The sequence below is a fragment of the Sphingomonas populi genome (genome assembly GCF_004208535.1).
In the GTDB taxonomy this organism is placed as follows: domain Bacteria; phylum Pseudomonadota; class Alphaproteobacteria; order Sphingomonadales; family Sphingomonadaceae; genus Sphingomonas; species Sphingomonas populi.
Genome location: NZ_SGIS01000002.1, coordinates 123,505 through 149,103 on the forward strand (window position 1 = coordinate 123,505; position 25,599 = coordinate 149,103).

The following is a 25,599-nucleotide window of genomic DNA, read 5'->3' on the forward strand; positions in this document are numbered from 1 at the left end:
GAACTGTGCGTCCGCCATCACCGTGGCTGCGCGTCGAGAAACGCCTCGACCGCGCCGAGATCGACCGCCTTGTCGACATAGCTGTCGCCGATGTCGCGCGCGAGCAGGAAGGGCAGGGTGCCGGCGTCCATCTTCTTGTCGTGGAGCATGTGCCCGACCAGCGTCTTGCCGCTCGCCGACACGCCCGCCGCAGCAAGCCCATCGGGCAGCCCGACCGCGCGCAGATGCTCCGCCACGCGCATCGCCGCTGCTTGCGGCGCGATGCCCTGCGCCGCCGAGAAGCCATAGGCCAGCGCCATCCCCGCCGCGACGCCCTCGCCGTGGAACAGCCGCTCGGAAAAGTCGGTCTCCGCCTCTAGCGCATGCCCGAAGGTATGGCCGAGGTTGAGCAACGCCCGCCGCCCAAGCGTCTCGCGCTCGTCTTCGGCGACGATCCGCGCCTTGGCCGCGACCGAATAGGCGATGGCATATTCGCGCAGCGTCAGATCGCCGGCGAGCAACGCGGCGCCGTTCGCCTCGCACCATGCGAAGAAATCCGCGTCGTCGATCAGCCCGTATTTCACCACTTCGGCATAGCCCGCGCGAAGCTGGCGCGGCGGCAGCGTCTCCAATACGGTCGGATCGATCAGCACCAGCGCCGGCTGGTGGAACGCGCCGATCAGATTCTTGCCCGCGCGCGTGTTGATCGCGGTCTTGCCGCCCACCGACGAATCGACCTGCGCCAGCAACGTCGTCGGCACCTGCACGAAGCCGCAGCCGCGCTTGAGGATGCTGCACGCGAAGCCGACCAGATCGCCGATCACCCCGCCGCCGAGCGCGATGACATGATCGCCGCGCTCTACGCCGAGATCGAGCAGCCGGTCGCTGAGCTGCTCCAGCATCGCCCAGCTCTTGGTCGATTCGCCCGGCGGCAGCACGATCGGCTCGCTGGCGACGCCCGCCGCCGACAGCGCCGCGCGCAGCGTTTCGAGATGGGGCAGCACGTTCTCGTCGGTGACGATCGGCATCAGCCGCCCGCGCGCCAGCGGCGCAAGGCGATCGGCGGCACAGGCGAGCAACCCGGCCTCGATCACCACATCATAGCTGCGCTCGCCGAGTCCGACGCGGACAGTCGTCATAATCCGATGGCCTTGAGAATGGCGTTGACGGTGGCATCGTGCGGCGCTTGCTGGCTGACGATGCGGAGATGCGCCTGCGCGTAGATCGGATTGCGCACCCGCGCCAGCTCCTCGAGGATCGCGCGCGTGTCGCCGTCGCGGAGCAGCGGCCGCGTATCGCGCCGCCCGACCCGTGCCACCAACACCTCGGGGCTGGCGTCCAACCACACCGACAGCGTGTTGTCGAGAATCAGCGCGCGGGTATCTTCCTGGATGAACGCACCGCCGCCGGTCGCGATCACGCGCGGCTCGCCGGTGATGAGCCGCGCGATCACCCGCCGTTCGCCGTCGCGGAAATGCGCTTCGCCGAATCGCGCGAAGATGTCGGAGACGGTCATCCCCGCCGCCGTTTCGATCTCGGTATCGGCATCGACGAAGGGCAAATGCAGCCGCTGCGCGAGGCGGCGGCCGACGGTCGACTTGCCCGCGCCCATCAGTCCGACGAGGACGATCGGCTGGCCGTGCCAGACAGGGTTGGGGGCGGGGCTTTGCAACATGGGAAACGGGCTATACAGCGCACCTGCCGCTCGGGCAAAAGGGCCTGCCGGGCCGGTTCTGCCCATTTGTTACAAGGTTTGCCAATGTCCCGCTCGCTGGTTGTGCTTCTGGTCGTGGTCGTCGTGCTCGTCGGCGGAATGTTTGTGCTGAGTGGCCGCGCGCACGAAAAGCCCCTGACCCATGTCGAGAAAGTTGTCACGCTTGCGAATCTCCAGGGCTGATCTTGCGCTCCCCGTTTTCGTCGGGGCACTGGCGGGGGTGATCGCGCTGGGCGTGGGGATACCCGCGCTCGGCCAGAGTTCGCCGCAATCGATCCTGCCGCCCGGTTTCGGTGAACCCGCGCCGACGCCGACGCCGCGCGCGACTCCTCGCGCTGCGGCGCCCGTCAACGCGGTGATCCGCACGCCGCCGAGCCCGCTCGCGCCGCCGCTGCCGGATAGCAACGGCGCGCCGCCGCCGGTGCCGCTCGCCGCTGCAACGCCGACGCCGACCGGCACGCCGGCTCCCGGCGTGATCGCGAATCCGGTCCGTTACGACATGCCGGCCTATGCGCGCCGCTGGATCGGGCGGGTCGGCCCGATCGATCTTGCCGCGGGCGGCTTGCCCGCGACCGCGTTCGGCGCCGCCCCCGGTCGCTATGTCGAAGCGCTGATGCGTGGGCTGAACCTGCCGATCGCCTCGCGCTGGCTCTCGATCGCGCTGCGGCGGGCCTTGGTTTCGCACGTCGATACGCCGCCCGGCATCAACGGCGCGGACTTCGCCGCCGAACGGGCGTGGCTCCTGCTGCGCATGGGCGAATCGGTCGCCGGTCGCGCGGTGGTGCAGAGCGTCGACAATCAGGATTACACGCCCAAGCTCTACGAAATCGCGATGCAGTCCGCGCTCGCCAACGGCGATCCGGCGGAATTGTGCCCGCTCGCCGAGGGTGGCTATGCGCTCGGTTTCGAACGCGGCTGGGTGCTGGCGCGGGCGATGTGCGCCGGGTTGGCCGGTCTTCCCGGCAAGGCGCAGCCGCTGATCGCGTCGGCCGACCGGAGCCGAGTCGCGACCGGCATCGATTTGTTGCTCGCGCAGAAGATCGCCGGCTCGGGCGCGCGCGGCCGGCAGGCGGTGACGATCGAATGGGACGGTGTCGATCGGCTCACCGCCTGGCGGTACGGGCTGGCGATGGCCTCGGCGACCGAAATCCCGACGCCGCTGCTCGACGGCGCCTCGCGCAACGTGATGGCGTGGCGCGCACAGTCGCCGCTGCTCGCCGCGCACATTCGCGCACCCGCCGCCGAAATCGCGGCAGCGCGCGGCGTGTTCTCGAGCGCAGCGCTGGTCGATCTTTACGGCGCGGTCTCGGAAGAAGGCGACGATTCGCTGCCCGAGGCGGCGATCGCGCGCGATCTCCAGACCGCCTATAGCGGCGGCGATATCACGACGCGTCTCGCGGCGATCACGTCGCTGTGGGATGCGCCAAAGGGCGCGAGCGCACGCTACGCGCGGCTGGTTCTCACGGCGGGCGCGGCGGCGCGCGTGCCGGTCGGCGCGCAGGGCGCGGATGCCGACCGTCTCGTCGCATCGATGCTCGCGGCGGGCCATGACGTGACCGCCCAGAAATGGCGCCGCGCGGTGGCGACATCGAGCGACGCCTGGGCGATGCTGGCGCTCGCCGATCCCGAGGGGCGGCGCTACGGCTATTCGGCGGTCAGCAATTACGCCGGCACCGGCGACGCGACGCTCAAGCGCAAGATGTTCTTCGTCGGCCTTGCCGGGCTTGGCCGGATGTCGCCGGGCGATATCGAACAGGGCGCGCAGGCGCTCGACGTGCGAATCGGACAGGAGAACGCTTGGACCCGCGCGCTCGCCCGCGCCGCCACGGCGAATCAGCCCGGCACGGTGGTGCTGCTCGCGGCGGTCGGCATGCAGACGCCGGCATGGTCGGGTGTATCGCCGGAAGCGCTGTACCATATCGTCGTGGCGCTCCGCGCGGTCGGGCTTGAGGGCGAAGCGCGGATGATCGCCGCCGAGGCGATCGCCCGGCTTTGACCGATCCGGCGCAGCCCGGCGCCGACCGCGCGTTGATCGAGCGCTTCCTCGAAATGATGGCGGCGGAGCGGGGGGCGGCCAGGAACACGCTCGCCGCCTATCGCAGCGATCTCGCGCTCGCGTCCGATATCCTCAAAGGCGCGCTCGTGGCGGCGACTGCCGACGACCTCACCCGCCTGTCGGCCACCTGGAGCGATCTGGCGCACGCCACAGTCGCGCGTAAATCCGCCGCGCTCCGCCGTTTCTTCGCCTTCCTCGCCGATGAAGGCCACCGCCCCGACGATCCCGGCGCGGCGCTGCCCCGGCCCGGCACGCGGCGGCCGCTCCCCAAGGTGCTGAGCCTCGCCGATGTCGATCGGCTGTTCGCGGTGATCGCCGAGCGACTCGCCGCCGAGCCGCTCGACATCCGCGACCTGCGGCTCGCGGCCTTGGTCGAACTGCTCTACGGTTCGGGCCTGCGCGCGACCGAACTGGTGTCGCTGCCGAGGAACGCCGTCGCGCCCGACCGGCCCTATTGCATCCTGCGCGGCAAGGGCGGGCGCGAGCGGATGGTGCCGATCTCGGACCGCGCCCGCGCCGCCGTCGCCGCGTGGCGCGCCTGTGTGCCCGCCGACCAGCCGTGGCTGTTTCCGTCGGGCAAGAGCTTCCTGTCGCGCGTGCGGCTGTTCCAGGTACTCCGCGCGCTGGGCGCCGAAGTGGGCATCCCGCCGGACCGGATCAGCCCGCACGTTCTGCGCCACGCCTTCGCCACCCACCTGCTCGCCGGCGGTGCCGACCTGCGCGCGCTCCAGACGATGCTCGGCCATGCCGACATCGCCACCACCGAAATCTACACGCATGTTGATGCCAGCCGCCTCGTCACGCTGGTCAACGAACGCCATCCACTCGCCGAAGCACGCGCACGCGCCGATGAAAAGCAGGCGACCGTGAAGCGCGCGTAACACCTACTCCCCTTCCATGACCGAGGGAGGGAGTAGGTCGCGCGCGCAACATGCCCGTTACGAACCATTGCCAATTCCGCGCCCACGCCGTAACCGACACGACCTGATGGCAACCTTCCTCGACTTCGAAAAGCCGATCGCCGAGCTTCAGGCTCGCATCGACGAACTGCGCGCAACTGCGGATGGCGGCACGGTGGATATTTCCGCCGATGTCGCCCGGCTCCAGGCCAAATCCGACAAGCTGCTACGCGACACCTACATCAAGCTCACGCCCTGGCAGAAGACGCTGGTCGCGCGCCACGGCGAGCGCCCGCATTTCGGTGACTATGTCGCGGGGCTGTTCGACGAATTCATGCCGCTCGCCGGCGACCGCGCCTTCGGCGACGATCAGGCGATCCTCGGTGGGTTCGCGCGGTTTCGCGGCCAGCGCGTGATGGTGATCGGCCACGAAAAAGGCCACGACACTGCGACTCGCATCCGCCACAATTTCGGCTCGGGCAAGCCGGAGGGCTACCGCAAGGCGATCCGGCTGATGCAACTCGCCGACCGGTTCGGCCTGCCGGTGCTGACTTTGGTCGATACTTCGGGGGCGTTCCCCGGCGTGCAGGCCGAGGAGCGCGGCCAGGCCGAGGCGATCGCACGTTCGACCGAGCAATGCCTCGCGCTCGGCGTGCCGATGATTGCGGCGATCGTGGGCGAGGGTGGCTCCGGCGGCGCGATCGCGCTCGCGGCGGCCAACCATGTGTTGATGTTCGAGAATGCGGTCTATTCGGTGATTTCGCCCGAGGGCTGCGCCGCGATCCTGTGGCGTACCAACGAACGCGCCGCCGACGCCGCCGAGGCGATGAAGGTAACCGCGCAGGATCTCAAAGGGCTGGGGGTGATCGATACGATCGTGCCGGAGCCGCTAGGCGGCGCGCACCGGGATCCGGCGGCGGCGATCGGCGCGTTGGGTGATGCGCTTGCCGAATCGCTCAGCGAGTTGAGCGGGCTGGATGCCGCTGCGTTGCGCCGTGCGCGGCAGGAGAAGTTCCTGGCGATGGGGCGCTTTTGACGGTCACGCGGCCGTTAGATTTTTCTAAATACTGTGGCGCAAAAAGAATGGCGGCGGGACCCGTGTTCCGCCGCCATTCCATTTCACTTGACTATTATGGTTTGGGAGTCATGCTGGTCGAAACGCTCTCGAAGGTGCTCGTAAGCTTCTGGCCTACTTGCGTCATCGCGGCGATCGCGGCAACGGCGATCAGAGCGGCGATCAGGCCGTATTCGATGGCGGTCGCGCCCTTGTTGTTCTTGATGAACTTGCGGATGGTCTGCATGTGTCCGGTCTCCAGTGGTGTAGTAGCTTCAGTTACCCGGCCGAACCGGATGTACCGGGCCAGCGAGATCCGTGTAGGCGGGCAGTCTTGATAAAAGTTTAAGGTGATCCGGGAACCAAATCGGATTTCCGTCACCGCCCCGGCGTGACGCTTTCGACCTTGCTGGCAACGTCGTTCCACATGGTCGTCGTGACGCGCGCGACGCCGAGGATCGCGACGAAGACCACGACCACGATGAGCGCGAGGATGAAGCCGTATTCGACGGCAGTCGCCGCACGCCGATCGCGCCACAGCGTTTTGATCATATTGGCGAACATGCGTCTTGCCCCCGGCGCGAATTTCCCGCTCTGGCTAGACGCTGGGTCTTAACGAACGGCGAAGGGACGCGGGTGATCGACAACAGCACCATCTTGCTCGTCGTCGCGGCGGCGCTGACCGATCCGCAAGGGCGAATCCTCGTGCAGCGTCGCCCGGCGGGCAAGGCGATGGCGGGGCTGTGGGAATTTCCCGGCGGGAAGGTTGAGCCCGGTGAGGCACCCGAGGCGGCGCTGGTGCGCGAACTGGCCGAGGAACTCGGCGTTGGCGTGGCGGCGGAGGATCTCACGCCGCTCACTTTCGCCACCGCGCCGGTCAGCGAGCGGACGCTGTTGCTGTTGCTTTACCGCTGTGACCGCTGGCAGGGCGAACCGCAGCCGATCGACGCCGACGCGCTCGACTGGCGTCGCCCGGCGGACTTGCGCGATCTGGCGATGCCGCCCGCCGACCTGCCCTTCATCGATGCGTTGGCGGCGTTCGAATCGCGCGCGCCGGAATAGACGTCGGGCGCGGCCGTCGCCGACCGCGCCCGAACCTGTTCAGGCCTTGATGACTTTATCCAGCGCGGCGCGGAACTTCGCCATGTCCTCCGCCGAGCCGACCGTCACGCGGTTCATCGTCGGATAGGCATCCCACGAACGGCCGATCTGCACACCTTCGGCGACGAACGCCGCCTGCATCGCTTTGGGGTCTTTGCCCGCGCCCCAATCGACCATGAACATGTTCGCCTGCGACGGGATATACTTCAGCCCGCGCTTCTTGAGGTGTGCCAGCGTCTCTTCGCGCACCGCGATCATCTCGTTGCGGCGCGCGACGATCTTGTCAGCGAGCGGTAGCACAGCGGTGCCGCACGCGACCGCCGTCATCGGCAGCATGTTGGTCACCTGCCCACCGTCATAGCGCATCATCTTCTTGTAGAGATCGGGATGGGCGATCGTCAGGCCGAGCCGCATACCGGCCATGCCGAACAGCTTGGAGAAGGTCCGCATCACGATCACGTCATTGCGCGAGCAGGCGAGCTTGGCGGCGCTCTGCGCGCCGGCGAAGTGGATATACGCCTCATCGACCAGCACCACCGAATCCTTCGGCTTGTTGGCGAGCAGCCACTCGATGTCCGCGATCGGCGTCAGCGTGCCGGTCGGGTTGTTGGGCGAGCAGATGTAATAGAGGCCGGCATTGGGATCGGCGGCGAGCATCGCCTTCACGTCATGGCGATAATCAGGGGTGAGCGGCACGCGCGTCGGCTTGACGCTCAGCCACGCGGCGGTACGCCAACTCTGCTCATAGGTCGGATTGGCCGTAACCAGCCCTTTCTGTGGCGAGCAGAAGGTGATGACCGCGCGGTTGAGCGGGTCGCTCGACCCTGGCCACGCCAGAATGCACTCGGGCGTAACGCCTTCGACCTGCGCAACCGCCGCGGCGAGCTTGGCATGCTCGTTATCCGGCTCGTAGCGGTTGCCGACCGATGCGATCGCCGATGCCGCCTGAACGCCTTCGGAGAAGGGACCGGTCCAGCATTCGTTCGAGCCGATCCGCACCGCGCCGATCACCGCTTTGGCGGACTGCTGCGCCTGCGCAGCCGTGGTGATGAACTGGCTGGCCGTCGCGCCCGCGCCGAGCAACATCGCGATTCGGCCGATCTGGCGGCGCGAATAGCCGCGATCGTGAAGGTCTTCCCGTGCTTCGCGGTCGAGTAAATCGGTGGTCATCATGCGCTCCCTGTTTTCACACCTCGCAAGGCCGCGTCTCGGCGACGGCCAAACGAACAGCGGCCCCCATGGAGTCGCACTGCGCACGCTCCGGTTCCGTGAGTCGGATCACACCACAGGACGGGAATGCTGTCCAGACGTTAAGAAAACAAATCTCCCGTGAGGAAATTAGCCGACCCGCACCAGCCCGGCCGCGAACCGCCTCGCTTTCTCGACATAGCTCGCCGCCGAGGCGGTGAGGTCCGCGATCTGCTCCTCACTCAAGTCGCGCATCGCGCGCGCCGGGCTGCCGACGATCAGGCTGCCGGGCGGAAAACTCTTGCCTTCGGTGACGAGCGCGCCCGCGCCGACCAGCGACCCCGCACCGATCACCGCGCGGTTGAGGATCGTTGCGCCCATGCCGACCAGCACGCCATCCTCGATCGTACAGCCGTGCAGGATCGCGTGATGCCCGATCGTGCAATCCGCCCCTACCGTCAGCGGTGTGCCCGGATCGGAGTGGAGCATCGCGCCTTCCTGAACGTTGCTGCGCGCGCCGACCGCGATCGTGGTGTTATCGGCGCGGATCACCGCCCCGAACCACACGCTCGCCTGTTCGCCGAGCCGCACGTCACCGATCACTTCCGCGCTCGGTGCGATCCACACACCGTCGGCAAGCGTGGGCTGCTGCCCCTCGAAGGCGTAAAGCGGCATCGGCGTTCCTTCGGGACGATCGTCGCCCCGGCGCAGGCCGGGGCCGGTGGGTGTATGGGCAACCGGCCCGACAGCAACGCAGCGGCCCCGGCCTGCGCCGGCGCGACGGTTACGCCTTCAGACAGGCGATCACCGCCGTGATCGCGACCGACGTATCCGCCACGTCGCGCACCTTGATCGAATCGATCCCCGCCGCGCGCACCGGATCGTCGTTCCCGCCCGGATAGATCGCGTCGCCCATGAACAGGATGTTCTCGAACACGATACCGGCATGGTCGCACAGCCGGCGCATGCCGTAAGCCTTGTCGATGCCCTTGCGGGTGATATCGACCGAGGTTGCGCCGCCGATGTTGATCGAATGGTCGGGGATCATCGTGCGCAGGATCGCCTGCAACTGGCGGCGCTTCTCCTGCTTGGGGTCCCAATGTTCCTTGGCCTCAAGCGGCGCCTGCTGGCCGAGCGCCGACAGCGTGATCTGGCTGCCGCGATCCTCGATCCGCTCGCCCCAGGTCTGCTCGCCGCCGAACCCGGCCTGATCCCACGCCTTGTTCAGAGCATCGAGCACCTGATCGCGCTCTTCCGGTGAGAAAGCATCGTTGTAAATCGTGTTCCATACGCCGTTCTGGAACCGGAACAGCTTGGTGCCGGTGGTCGGCATGATGAACAGCCGTTCGAGCTTGGCATCGGCCTGCATCCGGCCGACGACCTGCTTTTCGAACTGCGGCCAGTCGCCGCCCGAAATCACCGCGACCTGCGCCACGTCGAGCAAATTCTTGAGCAGTACGGACATTTCGTCGCCGATCGGTTGCTTGCTCTCGGCGAGCGTCCCGTCGAGATCGAAGGCAATCATGGTCTTCATCGTGAACCCCCCAGTGGCGAAAAGAACCTATCCGTAAAAAGGGCGCCCCGAACCCGGAGCGCCCTCATCACCGTAGCTGCCGTGGGGCAGCTCCGAAAGACCGTTACTTGGTAACGTTGTCGGCCTTCGCGTCGCCATCGGCGCGGACGTTGTCGGCCGTGTCGTGCGCGTTGTCGGCTGCGTTCGAGAGCACGTCCGAGGCGGTTGCGTTCGTCGTGTTGTCAGCCATCGCGTCCATGTTGTCTGCAGCCGAATCGATGTTGTCGGCGACCATGTCGGCGTTGTTTTCGATGGCGGCGGCTTCCGGGTTCTTGTTGCAGGCGGCGAGCGACATCAGGCCGGCGGCGACGAGAACAAGGGCGATTTTCTTCATGCGGTTGCTCCCAAAGCAGTCTGTAGTTTCGCGGCCAGCCCGATGCCGTCGCGAAGCGAAGTGTAACCAACGCGAAGCCGTAACGTTCCAAATCCCATTCATATCCCTCAATCGGAATATCGCGGGTTTGGTGCGTTACGTCTTGCGCTGGCTGGCTTTATTCCGCTGCGGGCGCTGGCGCAATCTCTTCCGGCGCATCCGCGACGACGGCGAGCATCGCGGTCCATGCGGCGACGTTCTGGCGCAACTGCTCGGGGTCGATCCGGTCGAGCGTATCCTCGGGGGTATGGTGCCAGTCGAAATAGCGCAGCGCCGACTGGTGGAGGTCGATTCCTGCCACGCCGAGCGCGAGCGTCGGCTCGACATCGGTGCCGCCATGCACCGCATCGCGCCCGCGCACCACGCCGATCGGCGCGAGCGCGACCGCCAGCCGATCCTCGACCGGCTTGGCGGCGGCTGCGAAGCTGGTGCTGAACTTCCACACCATATCTGCCCCCGAATCGGATTCGGCGGCGAGCGCGTGGCGCTCGTTGGCATGCGCCTTGGCATAGGCGATGCCGCCGAACCCGCCGGTTTCCTCGTCGCCGAACCACACGACGCGGATCGTGCGGCGGTGCTTGCCCGCTTCCATCAGCCGCTTGGCCGCCGCCGCCGTGATGGCGATGCCGGCGCCGTCATCGATCGCGCCGGTGCCGAGCTCCCAGCTATCGAGATGCCCGCCGATCGTGATGATGCCCGCCTTGGGGTCGGTGCCCGGCACCTCCGCCACGACGTTGCCCGAGGGGCGCGTGCCGACGAATTTGGGCGTCAGCGTCAGGTGGAGCGTCACCGGCTTGCCGAGCTTGACCATCCGTTCGAGATTCTCGGCATCGGCGACCGACAGCGCCGCCGCCGGAATCGGCGCGACGCCGGGCGCGAAATTGGTGACGCCGGTGTGCGGTCCGCGACCATGATCGGTGCCGATCGAGCGGATCACGATCGCGGCGGCGCCCTTCTTGGCGGCGACGGTGGGGCCAAGGAAGCGGGCGAGGCCGTTGCTGCCATAGCCCGATCCATCCTGAGTCGGCTGCATCGCGTTCGACACGAAGGCGATCTTGCCGGCGAGGCTGCCGTCGGGCGCGAGCAGCAAATCGTTGATGGTCTCGAAATACACCACCGGCGCGGTCAGCCCCTCAGGCGGGGTCGCGCCCGAATTGCCGAGCGCGGCGAGCCGCAGCGGCTGCGGATACGGCGTGATCACCTCGGCGGTCTCGGCGCCACGTTCCCAGACATTCTGGAGGTCGTAAGGTTCGATGTGAACGTTCTTGAAGCCGAGGCTCTTGAGCTTGGCCACCGCCCAATCCCGCGCGCGCCCTTCCTGCGCCGAGCCGTCCGGGCGCGGCCCGATCTCGGTGGTGATCCCCGACACGATATCCCATGCGACATCATCCTTCAGCGCCGCATCGCGAAGCGCCGCCACCTTGGCATCGGGCGCGACCGGCGTTGGCAACACGCGTTGCGCCAGCGCGGCGGCGGGGAAGGTGAGGGCGCAGGAAAGCAGCGCGAGGCGGAAGAGGCTCATTGGCTATCTCAATATCGTAGGAAGGGCGGACGCGAGTCCGAACGTAAAATGCTGGCGGTCGGACGTGAGTAAGGGAAGATCGAGCCGTTCGGCAATCGCGATGTGGATGGCGTCGTCAAATTGAGGCCTGAAACCGCCACAAACCGTCACGCCGGACTCGTTCCGGCGTCCACGGTGCTGCGCGCAAGCTCCGAAGTGCGGCAAGTCCAGCCCCCGGCGCTTACGTTGCCAATCGGCGCCGACATCCCTAAATGCCCCCTTAAATTCCAGTACTTCAAATCCCGCAATCTTAGCCCCGGAGCACGACCCCGAATGGCCGTCCAATATTCCTATGTCATGAAGGGCCTGACCAAGACCTTCCCGGGCGCCGCCAAGCCCGTGCTCAACAACATCCACCTCCAGTTCCTGCCCGACGCCAAGATCGCGATCATCGGCCCGAACGGCTCGGGCAAATCGACGCTCATGAAGATCATGGGCGGGATCGATCCCGATTACACCGGCGAGGCCTGGGCGGCCGAGGGCATCAAGGTCGGCTATCTGCCGCAGGAGCCGCAGCTTGATCCGACCAAGGACGTGATCGGCAACGTGCGCGACGGCGCCGGCCCGATCGCGGCGATGCTCGCGCGCTTCAACGCGATTTCGGCCGAAATGGGCGATCCCAAGGAGGACACCGATTTCGACGCGCTGATGGAAGAGATGGGCGATCTCCAGGCCAAGATCGACGCCGCCGACGGCTGGAGCCTCGACAGCCAGCTCGAGCAGGCGATGGAGGCTTTGCGCTGCCCGCCCGGCGACAGCCCCGTCACCAACCTGTCGGGCGGTGAAAAGCGCCGCGTCGCCTTGTGCAAGCTGCTGCTCGAAAAGCCCGACATCCTGCTGCTCGACGAACCGACCAACCATCTCGACGCCGAAAGCGTCCAGTGGCTGGAGAACTATCTCAAGGAATATACCGGCAACGTCATCCTCGTTACCCACGACCGCTACTTCCTAGATAACGTCGTCAACTGGGTGCTCGAGCTAGATCGCGGCCGCTATTACACCTACGAAAGCAATTACTCGGGCTATCTGGAAAAGAAGGTCCAGCGGCTCGGCCAGGAAGAGCGCGAAGAGCAGGGCAAGGCCAAGGCGATCGCTGACGAATTGGCGTGGATGCGTCAGACCCCCAAGGCACGCCAGACCAAGTCCAAGGCGCGTATCCGTGCGTTCGACGAGCTGATGGCGGCGCAGGAAAACCGTTCGATCGGCAAGGCGCAAATTCTGATCCAGATCCCCGAGCGGCTCGGCGGCAAGGTGATCGAGGCCAAGGGGCTGACCAAGTCCTATGGCGACAAATTGCTGTTCGAGGATCTCAACTTCACGCTTCCGCCGGGCGGCATCGTCGGCGTGATCGGCCCGAACGGCGCCGGCAAATCGACCTTGTTCAAACTCATCACCGGCCAGGAAGTGCCTGACGAGGGCACGATCGAGGTCGGCCAGACGGTGCGGCTCGGCTTCGTCGATCAGTCGCGCGACGATCTCAACCCGAACAACAACGTCTGGGAAGAAATCTCGGACAAGCTTGAGGTGTTCCGCTTCGGCAAGCAGGAGCTTGGCACGCGGGCGTATGTCGGCGCGTTCAACTTCAAGGGGCAGGACCAGCAGAAGAAGGTCGGCCAGCTTTCGGGCGGTGAACGCAACCGCGTTCACATGGCGAAGATGCTCAAGGAGGGCGGCAACGTCCTGCTGCTCGACGAACCGACCAACGATCTCGACGTCGAGACGCTGCGCGCGCTCGAAGAGGCGTTGGAGAGCTTCGCGGGCTGCGCCGTGGTCATCAGCCACGATCGCTTCTTCCTCGATCGCCTCGCCACGCACATCCTCGCGTTCGAGGGCAACAGCCATGTCGAATGGTTCGAGGGCAATTTCGAAAGCTACGAAGAAGACAAGCGCCGCCGCCTCGGCGACGCCGCCGACCGCCCGACCCGGCTGGCGTACAAGAAGCTGACCCGCTGACCCCCTGATCGGGCGGGGCGGGCTGGCGGTCAGAGCGTGTTCATCTCGACCGCCAGCCCCGCGATCGTCGCGGCGGCGATGCGTGCGCCGAACGCGATCTCGCGCTGTTCGGTATAGCTGTCGCCGTCGTGTCTCCACATCTGATGGATGACGGCCCTGTTGACGTCCACGACCCAATATTCAGGTACGCCTTCGCGCGCATAGATGCGCCGCTTGCGACCGAGATCGTTCTTCACGGTGGCGTCCGCCACTTCGATCACCAGCGCGAGCGAGGTGAGCGGGATCAACCCTTTGCCTTCGGGCTCGGCGGTGAGCGAGATGTCGGGTTCGGGTACGTTGTGCGGCGGCATCGCGATCGAGCCTTCGATCAGCGCTTCCAGATCGCTGCCGATGTAATCGAGTGTGTCGGCGATCAGGCGATACAGCCGCGATTTGATCCGCGCATGGGGCCGGTGCTGCGCGTTCCTATAGACAATTTCCCCCTCGATCAGCTCGGTTTTACCGTAAGCGTCGAAAGCGCCGAGTTCATCGAGCGTGAGATAGTCCGCGACCCGCAGTTTGACGGGCAGGGGTTCGATCGTGAGAGGCACGATTTCGCTCATCGCCGCATAGTATCCGTTCCCGGGCTGAATGTCAGTCGCCGTAGTACAAGCGGTGGCGTCCACCGTCAGGTCCGCACCGTACCACGAGCGCCGCGCGACACCAATCCGGTCGCGCCATTGCGAACCAGACCAACCGCCCGCCGCATTTTTGCTTTTGATACGAGACAACTTACCATCGCTTCCTTATACTGTCGGCATGGTTCCAGGCGTGGTGAAATTCGCATTGCTGGCCGCCGGTGCATCCGGCGCGTTCGCCGTTGCCGGCGTCGCGCAGGATCAACTCGGCTGGGGACGTGCCACGCAGGCGCTGAGCCAGCAGGACCCGGCGCGGGGCGCCGCGCTCTCCGCCGCGATCGCGCAGTGGAAGTCGCTCCAGCAGACCAGCGGCTATCCGTTCGAAAGCTATGCCAATTTCCTGATCGCTCACCCCGGCTGGCCCGCCGAGATGACGCTGCGCCGCGCCGCCGAGCGCGCGATTGACGGCACCACGCCGGTCTCGCCAACCACGACGGTCGCGTTCTTCCGCCGCTTCCCGCCGCTCACCGGCACCGGCAAGGTGCGCTTCGCCGAGGCGCTCGCGGCATCGGGCTATCGCGACGAAGCCAATCTCGCCGCGCGCAACGCCTGGGTGTCGGGCAGCCTGTCCGTCGCCGACGAGGCGAAGATCATCACCGGCTTTTCGGGTGCGCTGAGCCAGGCCGATCAAGACACGCGTATGGACATGCTGTTGTGGCAGGGTGCGATCTCCTCCGCGCAGCGCCAGCTCGCGCTCACCAGCGCCGCGCGGCGTCCGGTGTTCGCGGCGCGGCTCGCGTTCCGCAGCAACGCGCCCGACGCCTCCACGCAAGCCGCTTCGACGCAAAGCTGGGGCATGGCCGATCCGGGCTGGCTGGCCGATCGCGCGACGTGGCTTCGCAACAACGGCGGCTTCGGCGCCCGCGAACTGCTCGCGCGCCGCTCCACGCTCGCGACGCGGCCCGCCAATGTCGAGGCGTGGTATGAGGCGCTGCTCACCAACGCGCGCGGCGCGGCGGCGGATGCGCAATATGCCACCGCCTATGACATCGCCCGTCAGGTCGATGATGCCTATCCCGCCGGCACCGACGTCAGCGGCCAGCCTTATGGCGAGCGCGACGATTATACGAGCCTCGTCTGGCTCGCCGGCCAGACCGCGCTCAAGAACCTCGGTCGCGCCGCCGACGCAAGCACCTTGTTCGCGCGCTACGCCCACGCCTCGAAATCGCCGACCACCCAGTCGAAAGGCTATTATTGGGCAGGCCGCGCCGCCGAAGCCGCCGGGCAGCGCGATATCGCCACCGGCTATTACAACCAGGCCGCCGGCTTCCCCGACATGTTCTACGGGCAACTCGCCACCGAACGGCTCGGTCGCGTGCTCGCCGCGCCCGGCGCGCCGGTGATGCGCCCGGTCGATCCCGCCGTGCGCGCGGCCTTCTATGCCCGTGAGACCGTGCGCGCCGCGCAATATCTCGGCACCGCCGGCAATTGGCAGGACCAGAGCGCCTTCGTCCGCCAGATCGCCACCGACGCCAAGACCGACAGCGATCACGTCCTCGCCACCGAACTCTCGCGTACATTGGGCCGTCCCGATCTCGGCGTGATGGTCGGCCGCAGCGCGCTCCAGAACGGCCTCAGCGACTATTCGACGGTCGGCTTCCCGACGGTGCGTGTGCCCGCCAGCGCCAATGACGATTGGGTGATGGTCCACGCCATCGCCCGGCAGGAAAGCCAGTTCGATCGCGCCGCGATCAGCCACGCCGGCGCGCGCGGGCTGATGCAGTTGATGCCCGGCACCGCGCGCGAAACCGCCGCCAAGCTCGGCGTCGGCTATGACGCGAACAACCTGACCACCGATACCGATTACAACATCATGGTCGGATCGAGCTATTTCGCGCGGATTTACAACCAGTTCGGCAGCTATCCGCTCGCCGTCGCGGCGTATAACGCTGGACCCGGCAACGTGAACAAATGGCTGCGCGCCAATGGCGATCCGCGCACCGGTAGCGTCGATATCGTCGACTGGATCGAGGCGATCCCGATCTACGAGACGCGCAACTACGTCCAGCGCGTGCTCGAAAACGCGGTGGTGTACGATCTGATGAACCCCGAACACGCCCGTTCGCGCGGCGCGAACCGGATAAGCTGGTATCTCGGTAAGGGCCGGCCCGGCTGATTGCCGGCGGCGCGGCTTGCCGCGCCTGTGGCGATATCCGCCGCGAAACGACCAATAAAATACGAATATCGTATACCCTGCTGTTGACTGCACGTTACGCTCAAGTAATGAGACGTGCAGCCTAAACGGCTGAATATCTGTAAATACTCAAAAAAATTTTCTGTTGGGAGATCGCGGGAGAAGACGTGTCTTCCTCGCGGCGGGTCGTCGCGTCTCTAATTGGTATTGCGCCGGCCTGACCTGTTTCAAATGGGGATCGCGCACGCCATGACTACAAATGCTGTATCCAAATTGGGACTCTTCGTGAGTTTCGTCTTGGCGATGATTGGTGAAGCCGGCGCGCAAAAACCCGCAGAAGCGCCACCCGTCCCCACCAAGACCGTGAATCATGCCATGTTTCGGGCGATGCAGGCGTCGATCAACCGACGCCGCCAGCAGGAAGCCGGCCGTCGTCGCGCCGCAAGGAAGGGCGCAGGCGGCCCCAATCGCCCGGACTGTTCTCGCGCGAAGGGGGATTCCTGCCCATATAGCCCGTAAGCGCGCGTGACAGCGCGTTGACCCGGCATGATCCTGCGGTATCGCATCGCGGGATGACCGATCGACCCAATTACATCACCCCCGCCGGCTATGCGGTGCTGCGCGCAGAATATGACGCCTTGCTGGGCGATGAGCGTCCCAAATTGGTCGATGTCATCTCCTGGGCGGCGGGTAATGGCGACCGATCGGAGAATGGCGACTATATCTACGGTCGCAAGCGCCTGCGCGAGATCGACCGGCGGCTCGGCTTCCTCGCACGGCGCATGAAAGCCGCCAAGATCGTCGATCCGTCAGCGCAGGCCGACCGCACCCGCATCTGGTTCGGCGCGACCGCCACCATCGCCGACGAGGACGACGCCGAGCGTGTGCTGACTCTGGTCGGCGACGACGAAACCGACGCCGGGGCAGGCCGGATCGGCTGGAACGCCCCACTCGCCCGCGCTTTACGCGGCGCTGCTGTCGGGGATGTCCGCCGCGTCGTCCTGCCGGCGGGCGAGCGCGAGTATGAGGTGATAGCGATTTCGTATCCTGAGGCGGTGGGGCGGGGTGTTGTTGGTTCCGACTAGGCGTTTTAACCGTAGTCTTCTCGGAACAAGTACGATGATCGCAAACACGCGATTTGTGGACGGCATTCTTTCGCTCTCGGTGAAAGCCAGCGTTTCTAAAGGCCCACTTCGTCGTATTTTTGCGGTCTTGGTTTTGCATATGCGGAAATAAAAATCCGAGATCCACTTTGTTCGTTTCGAGTGAATTCGAGGTGGCGGCGGCTGGTGGGCGGGGCGCATTTTAAAGTAACCCAAGCGTGCATGCTAAGCTATTGAAGGGCAAGTATCTATAATTGGTCATTAATCCAAAACGGAGGCAGTAAAAACCGGTTGTTCGATTAGGTGCTTATTATATTTAAAAATATGTCTTAAACGGTGATTGCAATATTTCTGGCGAAGGACTCGTATTTCTGTTAATTGAAATCGACTCATATCGGGGGAGAGTCCGCGTGAGTTTCGGCCTAGAAAAAATTCTGCCTCTTGTTCCAGCGGTTGGGGGTGTCGTCCTAGTTCTTGCGGCTGTATATGCTCGAAGCCTCATCGACGTTCTTGGTAAGAGCCTGGACAAGCTTAACTCGCTGAAGTCGCTTCCCGCAAAAGACCGTGAATCCGCTCTCGAGGTAATTGAGATCGGCTTGAAGATCGATAAGATCGAGACTGCAAAATTAAGCGCGGCCCACAGATTTGAATTGATTAAAGCGGCTATGGAGGAGCGCACGACGAAGGCTTGGCAACGCTTTTGGTTGCTCGTTTTGACGGGCGCGATGATGCTGATCCTGGCGGCGGGTTGGTTCGCCTATTCGGTTCTTACTAAAAGCCGAGAAGATCAATTGAATGATGCGCTGACTCGTGATCCAGACGCATTTTCTCAGGTATTAGAAAGGAAAGGCTATTATAGTATCAAAGGAATGGGAATTGTAAATTCTCTTGCGAGTATAACGGGACTTGATACGAGTGATCTACGTAAGGCGATTGAGCAGGCGCAGGCGCTAGACCGCTGTGACCCAAGTAGTCGGGAGCCGTGCAACGTTACTCTTGTGCAACTACGCGCCCGCGCTCGAAGTCGGGAGGCGCCCTTCAACGATGTGGGAATATTCGTCACAGCCGCAAAGCCAGAGTATGATCCGCCTCGTCGTTTTTACGTGAACGTCACGGAATTCTTCCCGTTCAAGCATGTGCCAGTCGTTATCCGCAGCCTTGATGGGAGCAGATATCTGCGTCTTATGCCAAGGGTCGCGATCGTCGGCAGCACGGACAAAGATCTCATACATCTAAACGAGGCGCAAATAGGATATATTTTTGGAAATAAAAACCTTTTTGGTGGAAATAAGGGTGGGGCATCAACGGTAAAAGCGGTTGCCCTGCCGGTCACCCAGGACAACCCACAACTATTTGACCCATTTTGTTCAGATTTTTGGAAAAATAGAGATGCATTGTGCTTGCTAAAGGGGAAAACACTTGGTTTGGATGATTTAATTGACAGGGCAACTCGCGCTGTGAAATCATGATGATTAGGCGTGCTCTGGAGGGTTTTTCGAAGATTTGAATCCAAATAATGTATCAGCAAAATCAGAGACTTGGATTGCATCCTTGGATTGCATCATCGTTGCTTCTTTCAGAAAGCAGTCCGAGCAGTTTTCACCACTCCCGGTCTTTCCGTATCCGTTCGTCGCTCGCGCACGTAAATCTCGGGCCCATGTTCCACTTTGGCCACCGCGCCCCCGGACACCCCCACACCTCCCAAGCGACCGGCGCACCCCGCTTTGCGACAAGTCGCTGCAGACTCTATGGTCTTGTCGCCCGCGCGTGCTACGCGTCGCCTGCGGTTCGTGCGGTGTGCGGGCCATGTGCAAGGGAAGTCAGGTCGTAATGCAAGTCGTTCAGCGCGTTTTCGTGAGTGGCAAGGTTCAGAATATCGGGTTCCGCGATTGGTCGGTGCGCCGTGCGCGCGATTTCGGCGTGTCGGGCTGGGTGCGCAACCTGCGGGATGGTCGGGTCGAGCTGCTCGTCGCCGGTGAGGAAGAGGCGGTCGATGGCATGGTCGAGGCGGTTCGCGAAGGCCCCGAGAAGGCGCGGATCGACAATGTCGAGGCCCGCACCGATACCGAGCGCGCGCCCAAGGGCTTCACCAAGCGCTTCACCGCGTAAGGTTTTTTGAAGATGCGCGAGCGCGCGCATCTCGACGGTGCCGGCCCGCTCCCTCACCAAGACGAACAGGCTTTCGTTTCGCCGTCGGCGCTTGTAGGGCGGCGGGCATGTTCACAGGCTCGATCCCCGCTCTCGTCACCCCCTTCGCCGAAGACGGCAGCTTCGTCGAAAGCGCGTTTCGCGATTTCGTCGAATGGCAGATCGCGGAGGGCTCGGCCGGGCTGGTGCCGTGCGGCACCACCGGCGAATCCGCGACGATGGATTTCGAGGAGCATTTCCGCGTCGTGAAGACCTGCGTCGATCAGACGCGCGGCCGCGTGCCGGTGATCGCCGGCGCGGGCAGCAACGATACGCGCGTCGCGATCCGCAACATCAAGGCTGCCAAGGACGCCGGCGCCGATTGCGCGCTGATGGTGCCGCCCTATTACAACCGCCCAAGCCAGGACGGCATCTTCCGCCACTTCGCCGCGATCGTCGAGGCGTGCGACTTGCCGGTGCTGCTCTATAACGTGCCCGGCCGCACCGTCACCGATATCGCGCCCGAGACGATGGGCCGGCTCGCCGCCGCGTTCCCGGACAGCATCGTCGGCGTCAAGGATGCGACCGGCGCGCTGACTCGCGTTTCGCAGCAGCGCGCGGCGTGCGGCCCGGCGTTCGTGCAGCTTTCCGGCAACGACGAAACCGCGCTCGCCTTCAACGCGATGGGCGGGGTAGGGTGTATTTCGGTCACCGCCAACGTCGCCCCGCGACTGTGCGCCGAATTCCAGGCCGCGACCGACGACGAGGATTACACCGCCGCGCTCGGCCTCCACGACCGGCTGTTCGCGCTGCATCTGGCGATGTTCACCGATGCCTCGCCGGGGCCGGTCAAATACGCCGTCTCGAAAGTCATCCCCGGCTTCCCGACCGCTTTGCGCTTGCCGATGACCTGGCCGAACGAGGCTGCCCGCGCGGCAGTCGATGCGGCGATGGCGGCGGCTGGGGTTTTGTAGCGCGGAACGTCTGGAGATGGTGGGAGGCGGACAGCAGCGGCTGCCGGACGTCAGGCGGGAAGGTAGCCCGTCCGCTTCAGAAAGGCGGTGAGAGAGGCGGGAAAGTTTTTGAAGCGCGTAATGTGCCCGGGACCTCTTTGGGATTGGCAGAACCGTAGTAACCCAGAGAAGGGAAGCGCCGGCCAATGTTTGCATGTTCCACGCGATCTTCGGACGGAGGCTGCTCATCGCTCTCATCGGGATCGCCGACAGGTGTGTCGTGGTAGCTTAGGACAAGCTCATCCAAAACTCGCGCGAGCAAATCGATCGAAGGGGCTTCGCATTTCGTTACGAGATCGATGAAACGTTGAGCAGCGAGTATGTTTGGCGGAGACATAGTCACGTTAAAGCCGCTGCCTGTCCGCCGCTTCGCGGTAACGCCGAGCACGCGACCGCAGACGCCCGCCGCTGATCGTCACAATCAGAGCGGCTACAAGCGCTACCGAATGCCAGGCGGTCGCAAGATGCGTAGACGCGATTAGCGGCATCGTCATCAATCCCGAGATGACCATTCCAACTCCGATCCGATCGGCAATGACGGCGTTGAAACCCATAGTATCTTTTATCTTTCAGCCGGAGTCCGCACGCGCTCGCCTCGGCTACCCCCGCCGCAGCAGCGTGATCCGCCCCTTGCCGAACACGCGGCTGGTATCCTCGACGAAGCCTCCCACCTCCAGCGGTTCGCGCTTGGCGGTCTCCACGCTCACCAGCGTCGCTTCGTTGACCCAGCCGAGCCGCGCCAGCTTGTCGAGTGCGACCGCGCCGGCGCCGCTGTCATAGGGCGGGTCCATCAGGATCACGTCGAGCGGCTTGGGGGCGACGCCGAGCGCCATCACCGATTGCGCGCGCACATCGGCTTTCGCGCCGAGCTTGGCGATGTTGGTGCGCAGCGCGTCGAGCGCGGGCTTGTCCTGTTCGACGAACAGGCATGAGGCGGCACCGCGCGACAGCGCTTCCAGCCCGAGCGCGCCCGAGCCGGCGAACAGATCGGCGACCGCGAGCCCTTCGAAGCTACCGAGCCGGCTGGTCAGCATCGAGAACAATGCCTCGCGCACGCGGTCGGCGGTGGGGCGGGTGGCTTCGCCCTTGGGGGCGATGAGCGCGCGGCCGCGCCATTCTCCAGCGATGATACGCATTACTTACGGGTCCGTGTCGGGCGGGGTTTGGACGGGCGCGCCGGGCCGCGTGGCGGCGTCGGGCGGTCGGTGGGGGCGCCTTCGCGCTTGGGGCGCGGGTCGGTCGCGGTGCGGCGTGCGCGCGAGGTGCCCTCGCCGCGTGCCGGAGCAGGGGCGCCGGCCTTGGGCTTGGCGTCGTAGAAGCGCTTGGGCTTGATCGGGGCCGGGGTGGCGGGGCGATCCTCGGCGGGGCGGCTGTCGCGGGGCGACCAGGTGGACTCGCGCGCCGGGCTGGTCGTGGCGGCGCGGCGGGGGGCTGGCTTGGCGGCGTCGCGTGGCTGGCTGGCTGCGCTCGCTGGCCGTGCGCTGGGCTTGCGGGCCGGACGCGGCGCGTCGGCGAAGGCGGCGCGGTCTGCGCGCGCGGCGGTTTCGCGGGTGATGCGGGGTGCGGCGGGGCTGCGAGTCTTTGGCGCCGCAGACGCGGCTTGCCCCTCTCCCCGACCTTCTCCCCGCAAGCGGGGCGAGGGAGAGCGTTGTGGACGGCCCTCGTCGCTCAGCATGCGGATCGGCTCCGTCGACCGTGATCGCGCCGGCTGCGGCAGGTCGAGTCGAGTCGGGTTCTTGCGGAACGAGGCGACATCGTGCCCGCGCACCTCGCCGACCGCGCCGGGGGCGAGATCGCCCAGCACGAACGGGCCGTAGCGCGTGCGGATCAGCCGCGAGACCTTGAGGCCGAGATAGTCGAGCACGCGCCGCACTTCGCGGTTCTTGCCCTCGGTCAGGATCATCTCGATCCACACGTTGGCGCCGGTGCGCCGTTCCAGATTGGCGTCGATCGAGCCGTAGCGGACGCCCTCGATCTCGACGCCGTGGATCAGCTCTTCAAGCTGTTGCTGCGTGATCGGGCCGTAAGCGCGCGCGCGATAGGCGCGCTGCACGCCGGTCGCGGGCAGTTCGAGCTGGCGCTTCAGCTCGCCGTCGGTGGTGAGCAGCAACAGACCTTCGGTGGCGAGATCGAGCCGCCCAACCGGCATCACGCGCGGCAGCGTGTTGGGCAATCGGTCGTAGATCGTCGCGCGGCCGGCGGGATCATGCTCGGTGACGAGCAGGCCGGGCGGCTTGTGATACAGGAACAGCCGCGCCGGCGCGGGCGCCTCGACGGGCGCACCATCGACGGTGATTCCGTCGAGCGAGGCGAGAATCGTCGCCGGCGTGTCGATGACGGTGCCGTTGAGCGCGACGCGACCGTCCGCGATCATGCGTTCGATTTCGCGGCGCGAGGCGATGCCCGCGCGGGCGAGCAGCTTGGCGATGCGCTGGTCGGAGCGCGGTTGCGAGTCCGAAGGCGTTTTGGAAGTAGGGCGTTGCACCGCGATCCTATAGCGAATTTCGCTGTGCGCGCGCGCAAAATTTCTTGCGACCGATTCGGACACCGCGCGTTAAGAGACGCATCCGTAACGAGGACGCGTCAACCGCGTCGATGCGGTCAGGGAAGGCAGGACAACCGGGCATGCTGTTCGGGCGAAAAAAGCGGCGGATCAGTCGGTTGCTCATTGTCGAGGACGAGCCGCTCGTCGCCTTCGATACCGAGCATTTCCTGCGCGAAGCCGAGTTCGAGATCGTCGCGACGGTCGATCGCGTCGCCGATGCGCTCGCCGTGTTGCGCCGCCCGGAGGATGTCGATCTGGTGCTGGTCGACGTGCGGCTGTCCGACGGCAGCGGCATCGACGTGGCGCGCGTGGCGCATGAGGCGGGCGTGCCGGCGATGTTCGTGACCGGCGAATGCCCGATGGGCGGGCAGGCGGTGGCGGTGGGCTGCCTCGCCAAACCCTATGCGCAGCGCGACCTGCTCGGCGCGATCGCTGCGGTCGAGATGGTGATCGAGGGCAAGTTGCCTAAGCGCCTGCCGGGCGGGTTCACGTTGTTCAAGGCCGACTGAAAGTCGAAGCTGCGGCGCCGCGTGTATTCGCCGAACACCGTTGCAGACGTCACCCTGATCCCGTAAGCCCCGGCTGCGATGCGGGAACATCGCGATCCGGGGGGATGCATGCGACATACACTGTCTGCGGCGATGGCCGTTCTTTGCCTGCTGGCGTCGTCGACTGCGTTCGCGCAGGAAAAATCGGGCAACAAGCCCGGTTTCACCTTGCGGCCCGGCTCGACCAGGATTTTGCTGATCCGCCCGACCATCAAGGTCGGCGCGCAATCGACCGGCGGCATGTTCGAGCCGAATGCCGATTGGACCCAGCAGGCGCGCGACAATCTCGGCGCGGCGCTCGACGCCGCGCAACAGCAGCTTGGCAACCAGGTGATCGTCGCCCAGGAACCGATCGGCCCCGCCGCCGCGACGTTCGCCGGCTACCGCGCCTTGTTCTCGGTGCTGGCCGATTCGGTGATCGAGTATCAATTCTTCCCCGGCAACCGCCTCCCCACCAAGAAGCGCAAAGGCGCGTTCGAATGGACGATGGGGCCGGGCGTCGCCGAGATCGCCAAGGGCACCGGCTGCGATTACGCGCTCTTCATCTTCGATGAGGACCAATATGGCTCGACTGGCCGCAAATTCCTGCAGGTGTTCGCGGCGATGGCCTATGTCCAGGTAAAGTCTGGCGAACATCGCGGCTATGCCGGGCTGGTCGATCTGCACAGCGGCGATCTCGTCTGGCTCAACGCCGATCAGGCGATGGGCGGCGATGTCCGCACCGTCGAAGGCGCGCAGAAGCGGGTGCGCCAATTGCTGGAGAACTTTCCGGGCAGCACGCCGCCCGCCGCGCAGATCGCCACGGCAAGCGGGCAGTGACCTCCCGCCTGCGCCGGCTCGCGCTGCTCGGCGCGGCGGCGGTGTTCGGTGTCGCGGCGAGCGCGCCGAAGGAACCGCTGCCGCCGTATAGCGGCGCCTATGAGCCACAGACCGTCGACGAACGCGGGCTGTGGATGCAACTCGACGAGGCCGAGCGCAGGCTGCGCGACTCGGCGTTCGTGCTCAAGGAACCGGCGCTCACGGAGTATGTGCGCGCGGTGCTGTGCCGGACCGTCGGCACGGATCGCTGCCGGGGCGCGCGCATCTATGTGGTGCGCAATCCCGAGTTCAACGCGTCAATGGCGCCCAACGGCATGATGGTGGTCAATTCCGGGCTGTTGGTCCGGGTCCGGGACGAGGCCGAACTTGCCGCCATCCTCGGCCATGAATTCGCGCATTTCGAACAGCGGCACAGTCTGCACCGCTTCCAGCACACCCGCTCGATGACCGATGTGGTGGCGTGGATGAGCGTGGTCGCCGCCAGCGGCGCATCCTATCAGGTCCGCAGCACCGCCATCAATGTCGCCAATTCGGCGGTCGGATCGATGTTCGCGTTCGGCCGCGACGAGGAGCGCGAGGCCGACCTGCTCGGCGCGAAGTACATGATCGCCGCCGGCTACGATCCGAATGCGCTGCCTGATATCTGGAACCGCGCGATGGATGAGGCCGACGCCACCGCGTTCGGCCGCAAGCAGAAAAGCCACCGCTACGATCGTCTGTCGTTCTTCGCGAGCCATCCGACCGACCTCCAACGCGCGACCTATCTGCGCACGCTCGTCGCGGGGATGGGGCAGGGGGATGCCGGTCGGGAGCCGTTGCAGACGGCGGTGAAGCCGCTGCGCGGCGCGTTCCTCGCCGACCAGATCAAGCTCAACGATTTCGGCGGCACCGAATATCTGTTCGGCCAGCTCGCCGGCGACACCTGGGATGCCGAACTGCTCTGCGCGCGCGGCGATCTTTACCGCACGCGCGGCAATCCGCGCGATCTCGTCTCGGCGGCTGCCTTCTACACGCAGGCGATCGCGCTCGATCCCGCCAATGCCGACGCGTATCGCGGGCTCGGCCTTGCGCAACTTCGCGGCGGCGACGCGCACGGCGTTGACGCGCTCAAACGCTACCTCGCGCTGCGCCCCGATGCGCCCGACCACGCGATGATCCAGACCCTGTTGCCATGAAGGCTCA

At 65.5% G+C, this 25,599-nt stretch carries 26 protein-coding genes; 14 read left to right on the plus strand and 12 right to left on the minus strand.

The annotated features are described in order from the left end of the window. Positions 1-17: 17 nt before the first annotated feature. Positions 18-1,118 carry a 3-dehydroquinate synthase gene (aroB, locus tag EWE75_RS01950; RefSeq protein WP_130155018.1) on the minus strand — a complete coding sequence of 367 codons (1,101 nt, stop codon included), beginning with the start codon at positions 1,116-1,118 and terminating at the stop codon, positions 18-20. Then, positions 1,115-1,654, minus strand: a complete 540-nt coding sequence (locus EWE75_RS01955) for a shikimate kinase (RefSeq protein ID WP_130155019.1) — start codon at positions 1,652-1,654, stop codon at positions 1,115-1,117. Before EWE75_RS01955 ends, aroB begins: the two co-directional genes overlap by 4 nt. Positions 1,655-1,738: 84 nt before the next feature. Here EWE75_RS01955 and EWE75_RS24875 point away from each other — a divergent pair, with 84 nt between their 5' ends. From EWE75_RS24875 to EWE75_RS01970, 4 genes are all read left to right on the plus strand, one after another. Further along, positions 1,739-1,876, plus strand: a complete 138-nt coding sequence (locus EWE75_RS24875) for a hypothetical protein (protein ID WP_165388237.1) — start codon at positions 1,739-1,741, stop codon at positions 1,874-1,876. Beyond that, positions 1,857-3,689 (plus strand): hypothetical protein, encoded by a 1,833-nt coding sequence (locus tag EWE75_RS01960; RefSeq protein ID WP_130155020.1) that lies wholly within the window; start codon positions 1,857-1,859, stop codon positions 3,687-3,689. The genes EWE75_RS24875 and EWE75_RS01960 overlap by 20 nt, the downstream gene beginning before the upstream one ends. After that, complete coding sequence (locus EWE75_RS01965) at positions 3,686-4,630, plus strand: tyrosine-type recombinase/integrase (RefSeq protein WP_130155021.1); 945 nt, start codon at positions 3,686-3,688, stop codon at positions 4,628-4,630. The genes EWE75_RS01960 and EWE75_RS01965 overlap by 4 nt, the downstream gene beginning before the upstream one ends. Before the next feature lie 106 nt (positions 4,631-4,736). Further along, positions 4,737-5,684, plus strand: a complete 948-nt coding sequence (locus EWE75_RS01970) for an acetyl-CoA carboxylase carboxyltransferase subunit alpha (RefSeq protein WP_130155022.1) — start codon at positions 4,737-4,739, stop codon at positions 5,682-5,684. A 94-nt stretch (positions 5,685-5,778) separates the two neighbouring features. Here the strand turns inward: EWE75_RS01970 and EWE75_RS01975 are convergent, their stop codons facing one another. Then, on the minus strand, positions 5,779-5,949 hold the full coding sequence (locus EWE75_RS01975; protein ID WP_130155023.1) for a Flp family type IVb pilin: 171 nt from the start codon (positions 5,947-5,949) through the stop codon (positions 5,779-5,781). A gap of 131 nt (positions 5,950-6,080) precedes the next feature. Next, complete coding sequence (locus tag EWE75_RS01980) at positions 6,081-6,266, minus strand: Flp family type IVb pilin (RefSeq protein WP_130155024.1); 186 nt, start codon at positions 6,264-6,266, stop codon at positions 6,081-6,083. Between the two features lie 75 nt (positions 6,267-6,341). On the opposite strand from EWE75_RS01980, the gene EWE75_RS01985 reads away from it, so the two are divergent. Continuing rightward, positions 6,342-6,764, plus strand: coding sequence for a (deoxy)nucleoside triphosphate pyrophosphohydrolase (locus EWE75_RS01985; RefSeq protein WP_130155126.1), 423 nt, complete (start codon positions 6,342-6,344; stop codon positions 6,762-6,764). 39 nt (positions 6,765-6,803) lie between these two features. On the opposite strand, the gene EWE75_RS01990 is transcribed toward EWE75_RS01985, so the two are convergent. The 5 genes from EWE75_RS01990 to EWE75_RS02010 form a co-directional block, all read right to left on the minus strand. Continuing rightward, complete coding sequence (locus EWE75_RS01990; RefSeq protein ID WP_130155025.1) at positions 6,804-7,973, minus strand: pyridoxal phosphate-dependent aminotransferase; 1,170 nt, start codon at positions 7,971-7,973, stop codon at positions 6,804-6,806. Positions 7,974-8,141: 168 nt separating this feature from the next. Then, on the minus strand, positions 8,142-8,666 hold the full coding sequence (locus EWE75_RS01995) for a gamma carbonic anhydrase family protein (RefSeq protein WP_130155026.1): 525 nt from the start codon (positions 8,664-8,666) through the stop codon (positions 8,142-8,144). A 109-nt stretch (positions 8,667-8,775) separates the two neighbouring features. Further along, positions 8,776-9,525 (minus strand): HAD-IIB family hydrolase, encoded by a 750-nt coding sequence (locus EWE75_RS02000; RefSeq protein WP_130155027.1) that lies wholly within the window; start codon positions 9,523-9,525, stop codon positions 8,776-8,778. Between the two features lie 103 nt (positions 9,526-9,628). After that, complete coding sequence (locus EWE75_RS02005) at positions 9,629-9,898, minus strand: hypothetical protein (protein WP_130155028.1); 270 nt, start codon at positions 9,896-9,898, stop codon at positions 9,629-9,631. Between the two features lie 157 nt (positions 9,899-10,055). Further along, positions 10,056-11,459, minus strand: coding sequence for a M20/M25/M40 family metallo-hydrolase (locus EWE75_RS02010; RefSeq protein ID WP_130155029.1), 1,404 nt, complete (start codon positions 11,457-11,459; stop codon positions 10,056-10,058). 312 nt (positions 11,460-11,771) lie between these two features. Here EWE75_RS02010 and ettA point away from each other — a divergent pair, with 312 nt between their 5' ends. After that, a complete protein-coding gene (gene ettA, locus EWE75_RS02015) occupies positions 11,772-13,451 on the plus strand; it encodes an energy-dependent translational throttle protein EttA (protein ID WP_130155030.1) in 1,680 nt (559 codons plus the stop codon). Between the two features lie 29 nt (positions 13,452-13,480). On the opposite strand, the gene EWE75_RS02020 is transcribed toward ettA, so the two are convergent. Continuing rightward, complete coding sequence (locus tag EWE75_RS02020; RefSeq protein WP_231708156.1) at positions 13,481-14,041, minus strand: Uma2 family endonuclease; 561 nt, start codon at positions 14,039-14,041, stop codon at positions 13,481-13,483. Between the two features lie 208 nt (positions 14,042-14,249). Between EWE75_RS02020 and EWE75_RS02025 the strand changes: the two genes are divergently transcribed. The 5 genes from EWE75_RS02025 (at position 14,250) to dapA (ending at position 20,466) form a co-directional block, all read left to right on the plus strand. Then, positions 14,250-16,244, plus strand: coding sequence for a lytic transglycosylase domain-containing protein (locus EWE75_RS02025; RefSeq protein ID WP_130155032.1), 1,995 nt, complete (start codon positions 14,250-14,252; stop codon positions 16,242-16,244). A gap of 590 nt (positions 16,245-16,834) precedes the next feature. Next, positions 16,835-17,347, plus strand: a complete 513-nt coding sequence (gene greB, locus EWE75_RS02030; RefSeq protein ID WP_130155033.1) for a transcription elongation factor GreB — start codon at positions 16,835-16,837, stop codon at positions 17,345-17,347. A gap of 428 nt (positions 17,348-17,775) precedes the next feature. Beyond that, positions 17,776-18,834 (plus strand): hypothetical protein, encoded by a 1,059-nt coding sequence (locus EWE75_RS02035; RefSeq protein WP_130155034.1) that lies wholly within the window; start codon positions 17,776-17,778, stop codon positions 18,832-18,834. Between the two features lie 385 nt (positions 18,835-19,219). After that, on the plus strand, positions 19,220-19,474 hold the full coding sequence (locus EWE75_RS02040; RefSeq protein WP_345789364.1) for an acylphosphatase: 255 nt from the start codon (positions 19,220-19,222) through the stop codon (positions 19,472-19,474). A gap of 107 nt (positions 19,475-19,581) precedes the next feature. After that, positions 19,582-20,466: a 4-hydroxy-tetrahydrodipicolinate synthase gene (dapA, locus tag EWE75_RS02045; protein ID WP_130155036.1), complete on the plus strand. Its 885-nt coding sequence runs from the start codon at positions 19,582-19,584 to the stop codon at positions 20,464-20,466. 638 nt (positions 20,467-21,104) lie between these two features. On the opposite strand, the gene rsmD is transcribed toward dapA, so the two are convergent. Together rsmD and EWE75_RS02055 are read right to left on the minus strand one after the other, a co-directional pair. Then, positions 21,105-21,641, minus strand: coding sequence for a 16S rRNA (guanine(966)-N(2))-methyltransferase RsmD (gene rsmD, locus EWE75_RS02050; RefSeq protein WP_130155037.1), 537 nt, complete (start codon positions 21,639-21,641; stop codon positions 21,105-21,107). Continuing rightward, positions 21,641-22,990 carry a pseudouridine synthase gene (locus EWE75_RS02055; RefSeq protein WP_231708157.1) on the minus strand — a complete coding sequence of 450 codons (1,350 nt, stop codon included), beginning with the start codon at positions 22,988-22,990 and terminating at the stop codon, positions 21,641-21,643. Before EWE75_RS02055 ends, rsmD begins: the two co-directional genes overlap by 1 nt. Positions 22,991-23,130: 140 nt before the next feature. Between EWE75_RS02055 and EWE75_RS02060 the strand changes: the two genes are divergently transcribed. The 3 genes from EWE75_RS02060 (at position 23,131) to EWE75_RS02070 (ending at position 25,592) form a co-directional block, all read left to right on the plus strand. Beyond that, positions 23,131-23,559: a response regulator gene (locus tag EWE75_RS02060; protein ID WP_130155038.1), complete on the plus strand. Its 429-nt coding sequence runs from the start codon at positions 23,131-23,133 to the stop codon at positions 23,557-23,559. A gap of 108 nt (positions 23,560-23,667) precedes the next feature. Then, complete coding sequence (locus EWE75_RS02065) at positions 23,668-24,417, plus strand: hypothetical protein (RefSeq protein ID WP_165388238.1); 750 nt, start codon at positions 23,668-23,670, stop codon at positions 24,415-24,417. Continuing rightward, the gene (locus tag EWE75_RS02070) at positions 24,414-25,592 is read left to right on the plus strand and encodes a M48 family metallopeptidase (RefSeq protein WP_231708158.1); all 1,179 of its coding nucleotides are present in this window, start codon (positions 24,414-24,416) and stop codon (positions 25,590-25,592) included. Before EWE75_RS02065 ends, EWE75_RS02070 begins: the two co-directional genes overlap by 4 nt. The last annotated feature ends 7 nt before the right edge of the window (positions 25,593-25,599 follow it).

What these genes read in the sequence shown, in the direction of transcription:
- aroB (WP_130155018.1), bottom strand. Translation starts at nt 1,118, where the DNA reads ATGACGACTGTCCGCGTCGGACTCGGCGAGCGCAGCTATGATGTGGTG.
- EWE75_RS01955 (WP_130155019.1), bottom strand. Translation starts at nt 1,654, where the DNA reads ATGTTGCAAAGCCCCGCCCCCAACCCTGTCTGGCACGGCCAGCCGATC.
- EWE75_RS24875 (WP_165388237.1), top strand. Translation starts at nt 1,739, where the DNA reads ATGTCCCGCTCGCTGGTTGTGCTTCTGGTCGTGGTCGTCGTGCTCGTC.
- EWE75_RS01970 (WP_130155022.1), top strand. Translation starts at nt 4,737, where the DNA reads ATGGCAACCTTCCTCGACTTCGAAAAGCCGATCGCCGAGCTTCAGGCT.
- EWE75_RS01975 (WP_130155023.1), bottom strand. Translation starts at nt 5,949, where the DNA reads ATGCAGACCATCCGCAAGTTCATCAAGAACAACAAGGGCGCGACCGCC.
- EWE75_RS01980 (WP_130155024.1), bottom strand. Translation starts at nt 6,266, where the DNA reads ATGTTCGCCAATATGATCAAAACGCTGTGGCGCGATCGGCGTGCGGCG.
- EWE75_RS01990 (WP_130155025.1), bottom strand. Translation starts at nt 7,973, where the DNA reads ATGACCACCGATTTACTCGACCGCGAAGCACGGGAAGACCTTCACGAT.
- EWE75_RS01995 (WP_130155026.1), bottom strand. Translation starts at nt 8,666, where the DNA reads ATGCCGCTTTACGCCTTCGAGGGGCAGCAGCCCACGCTTGCCGACGGT.
- EWE75_RS02000 (WP_130155027.1), bottom strand. Translation starts at nt 9,525, where the DNA reads ATGAAGACCATGATTGCCTTCGATCTCGACGGGACGCTCGCCGAGAGC.
- EWE75_RS02005 (WP_130155028.1), bottom strand. Translation starts at nt 9,898, where the DNA reads ATGAAGAAAATCGCCCTTGTTCTCGTCGCCGCCGGCCTGATGTCGCTC.
- EWE75_RS02010 (WP_130155029.1), bottom strand. Translation starts at nt 11,459, where the DNA reads ATGAGCCTCTTCCGCCTCGCGCTGCTTTCCTGCGCCCTCACCTTCCCC.
- ettA (WP_130155030.1), top strand. Translation starts at nt 11,772, where the DNA reads ATGGCCGTCCAATATTCCTATGTCATGAAGGGCCTGACCAAGACCTTC.
- EWE75_RS02025 (WP_130155032.1), top strand. Translation starts at nt 14,250, where the DNA reads ATGGTTCCAGGCGTGGTGAAATTCGCATTGCTGGCCGCCGGTGCATCC.
- greB (WP_130155033.1), top strand. Translation starts at nt 16,835, where the DNA reads ATGACCGATCGACCCAATTACATCACCCCCGCCGGCTATGCGGTGCTG.
- dapA (WP_130155036.1), top strand. Translation starts at nt 19,582, where the DNA reads ATGTTCACAGGCTCGATCCCCGCTCTCGTCACCCCCTTCGCCGAAGAC.
- rsmD (WP_130155037.1), bottom strand. Translation starts at nt 21,641, where the DNA reads ATGCGTATCATCGCTGGAGAATGGCGCGGCCGCGCGCTCATCGCCCCC.
- EWE75_RS02060 (WP_130155038.1), top strand. Translation starts at nt 23,131, where the DNA reads ATGCTGTTCGGGCGAAAAAAGCGGCGGATCAGTCGGTTGCTCATTGTC.
- EWE75_RS02065 (WP_165388238.1), top strand. Translation starts at nt 23,668, where the DNA reads ATGCGACATACACTGTCTGCGGCGATGGCCGTTCTTTGCCTGCTGGCG.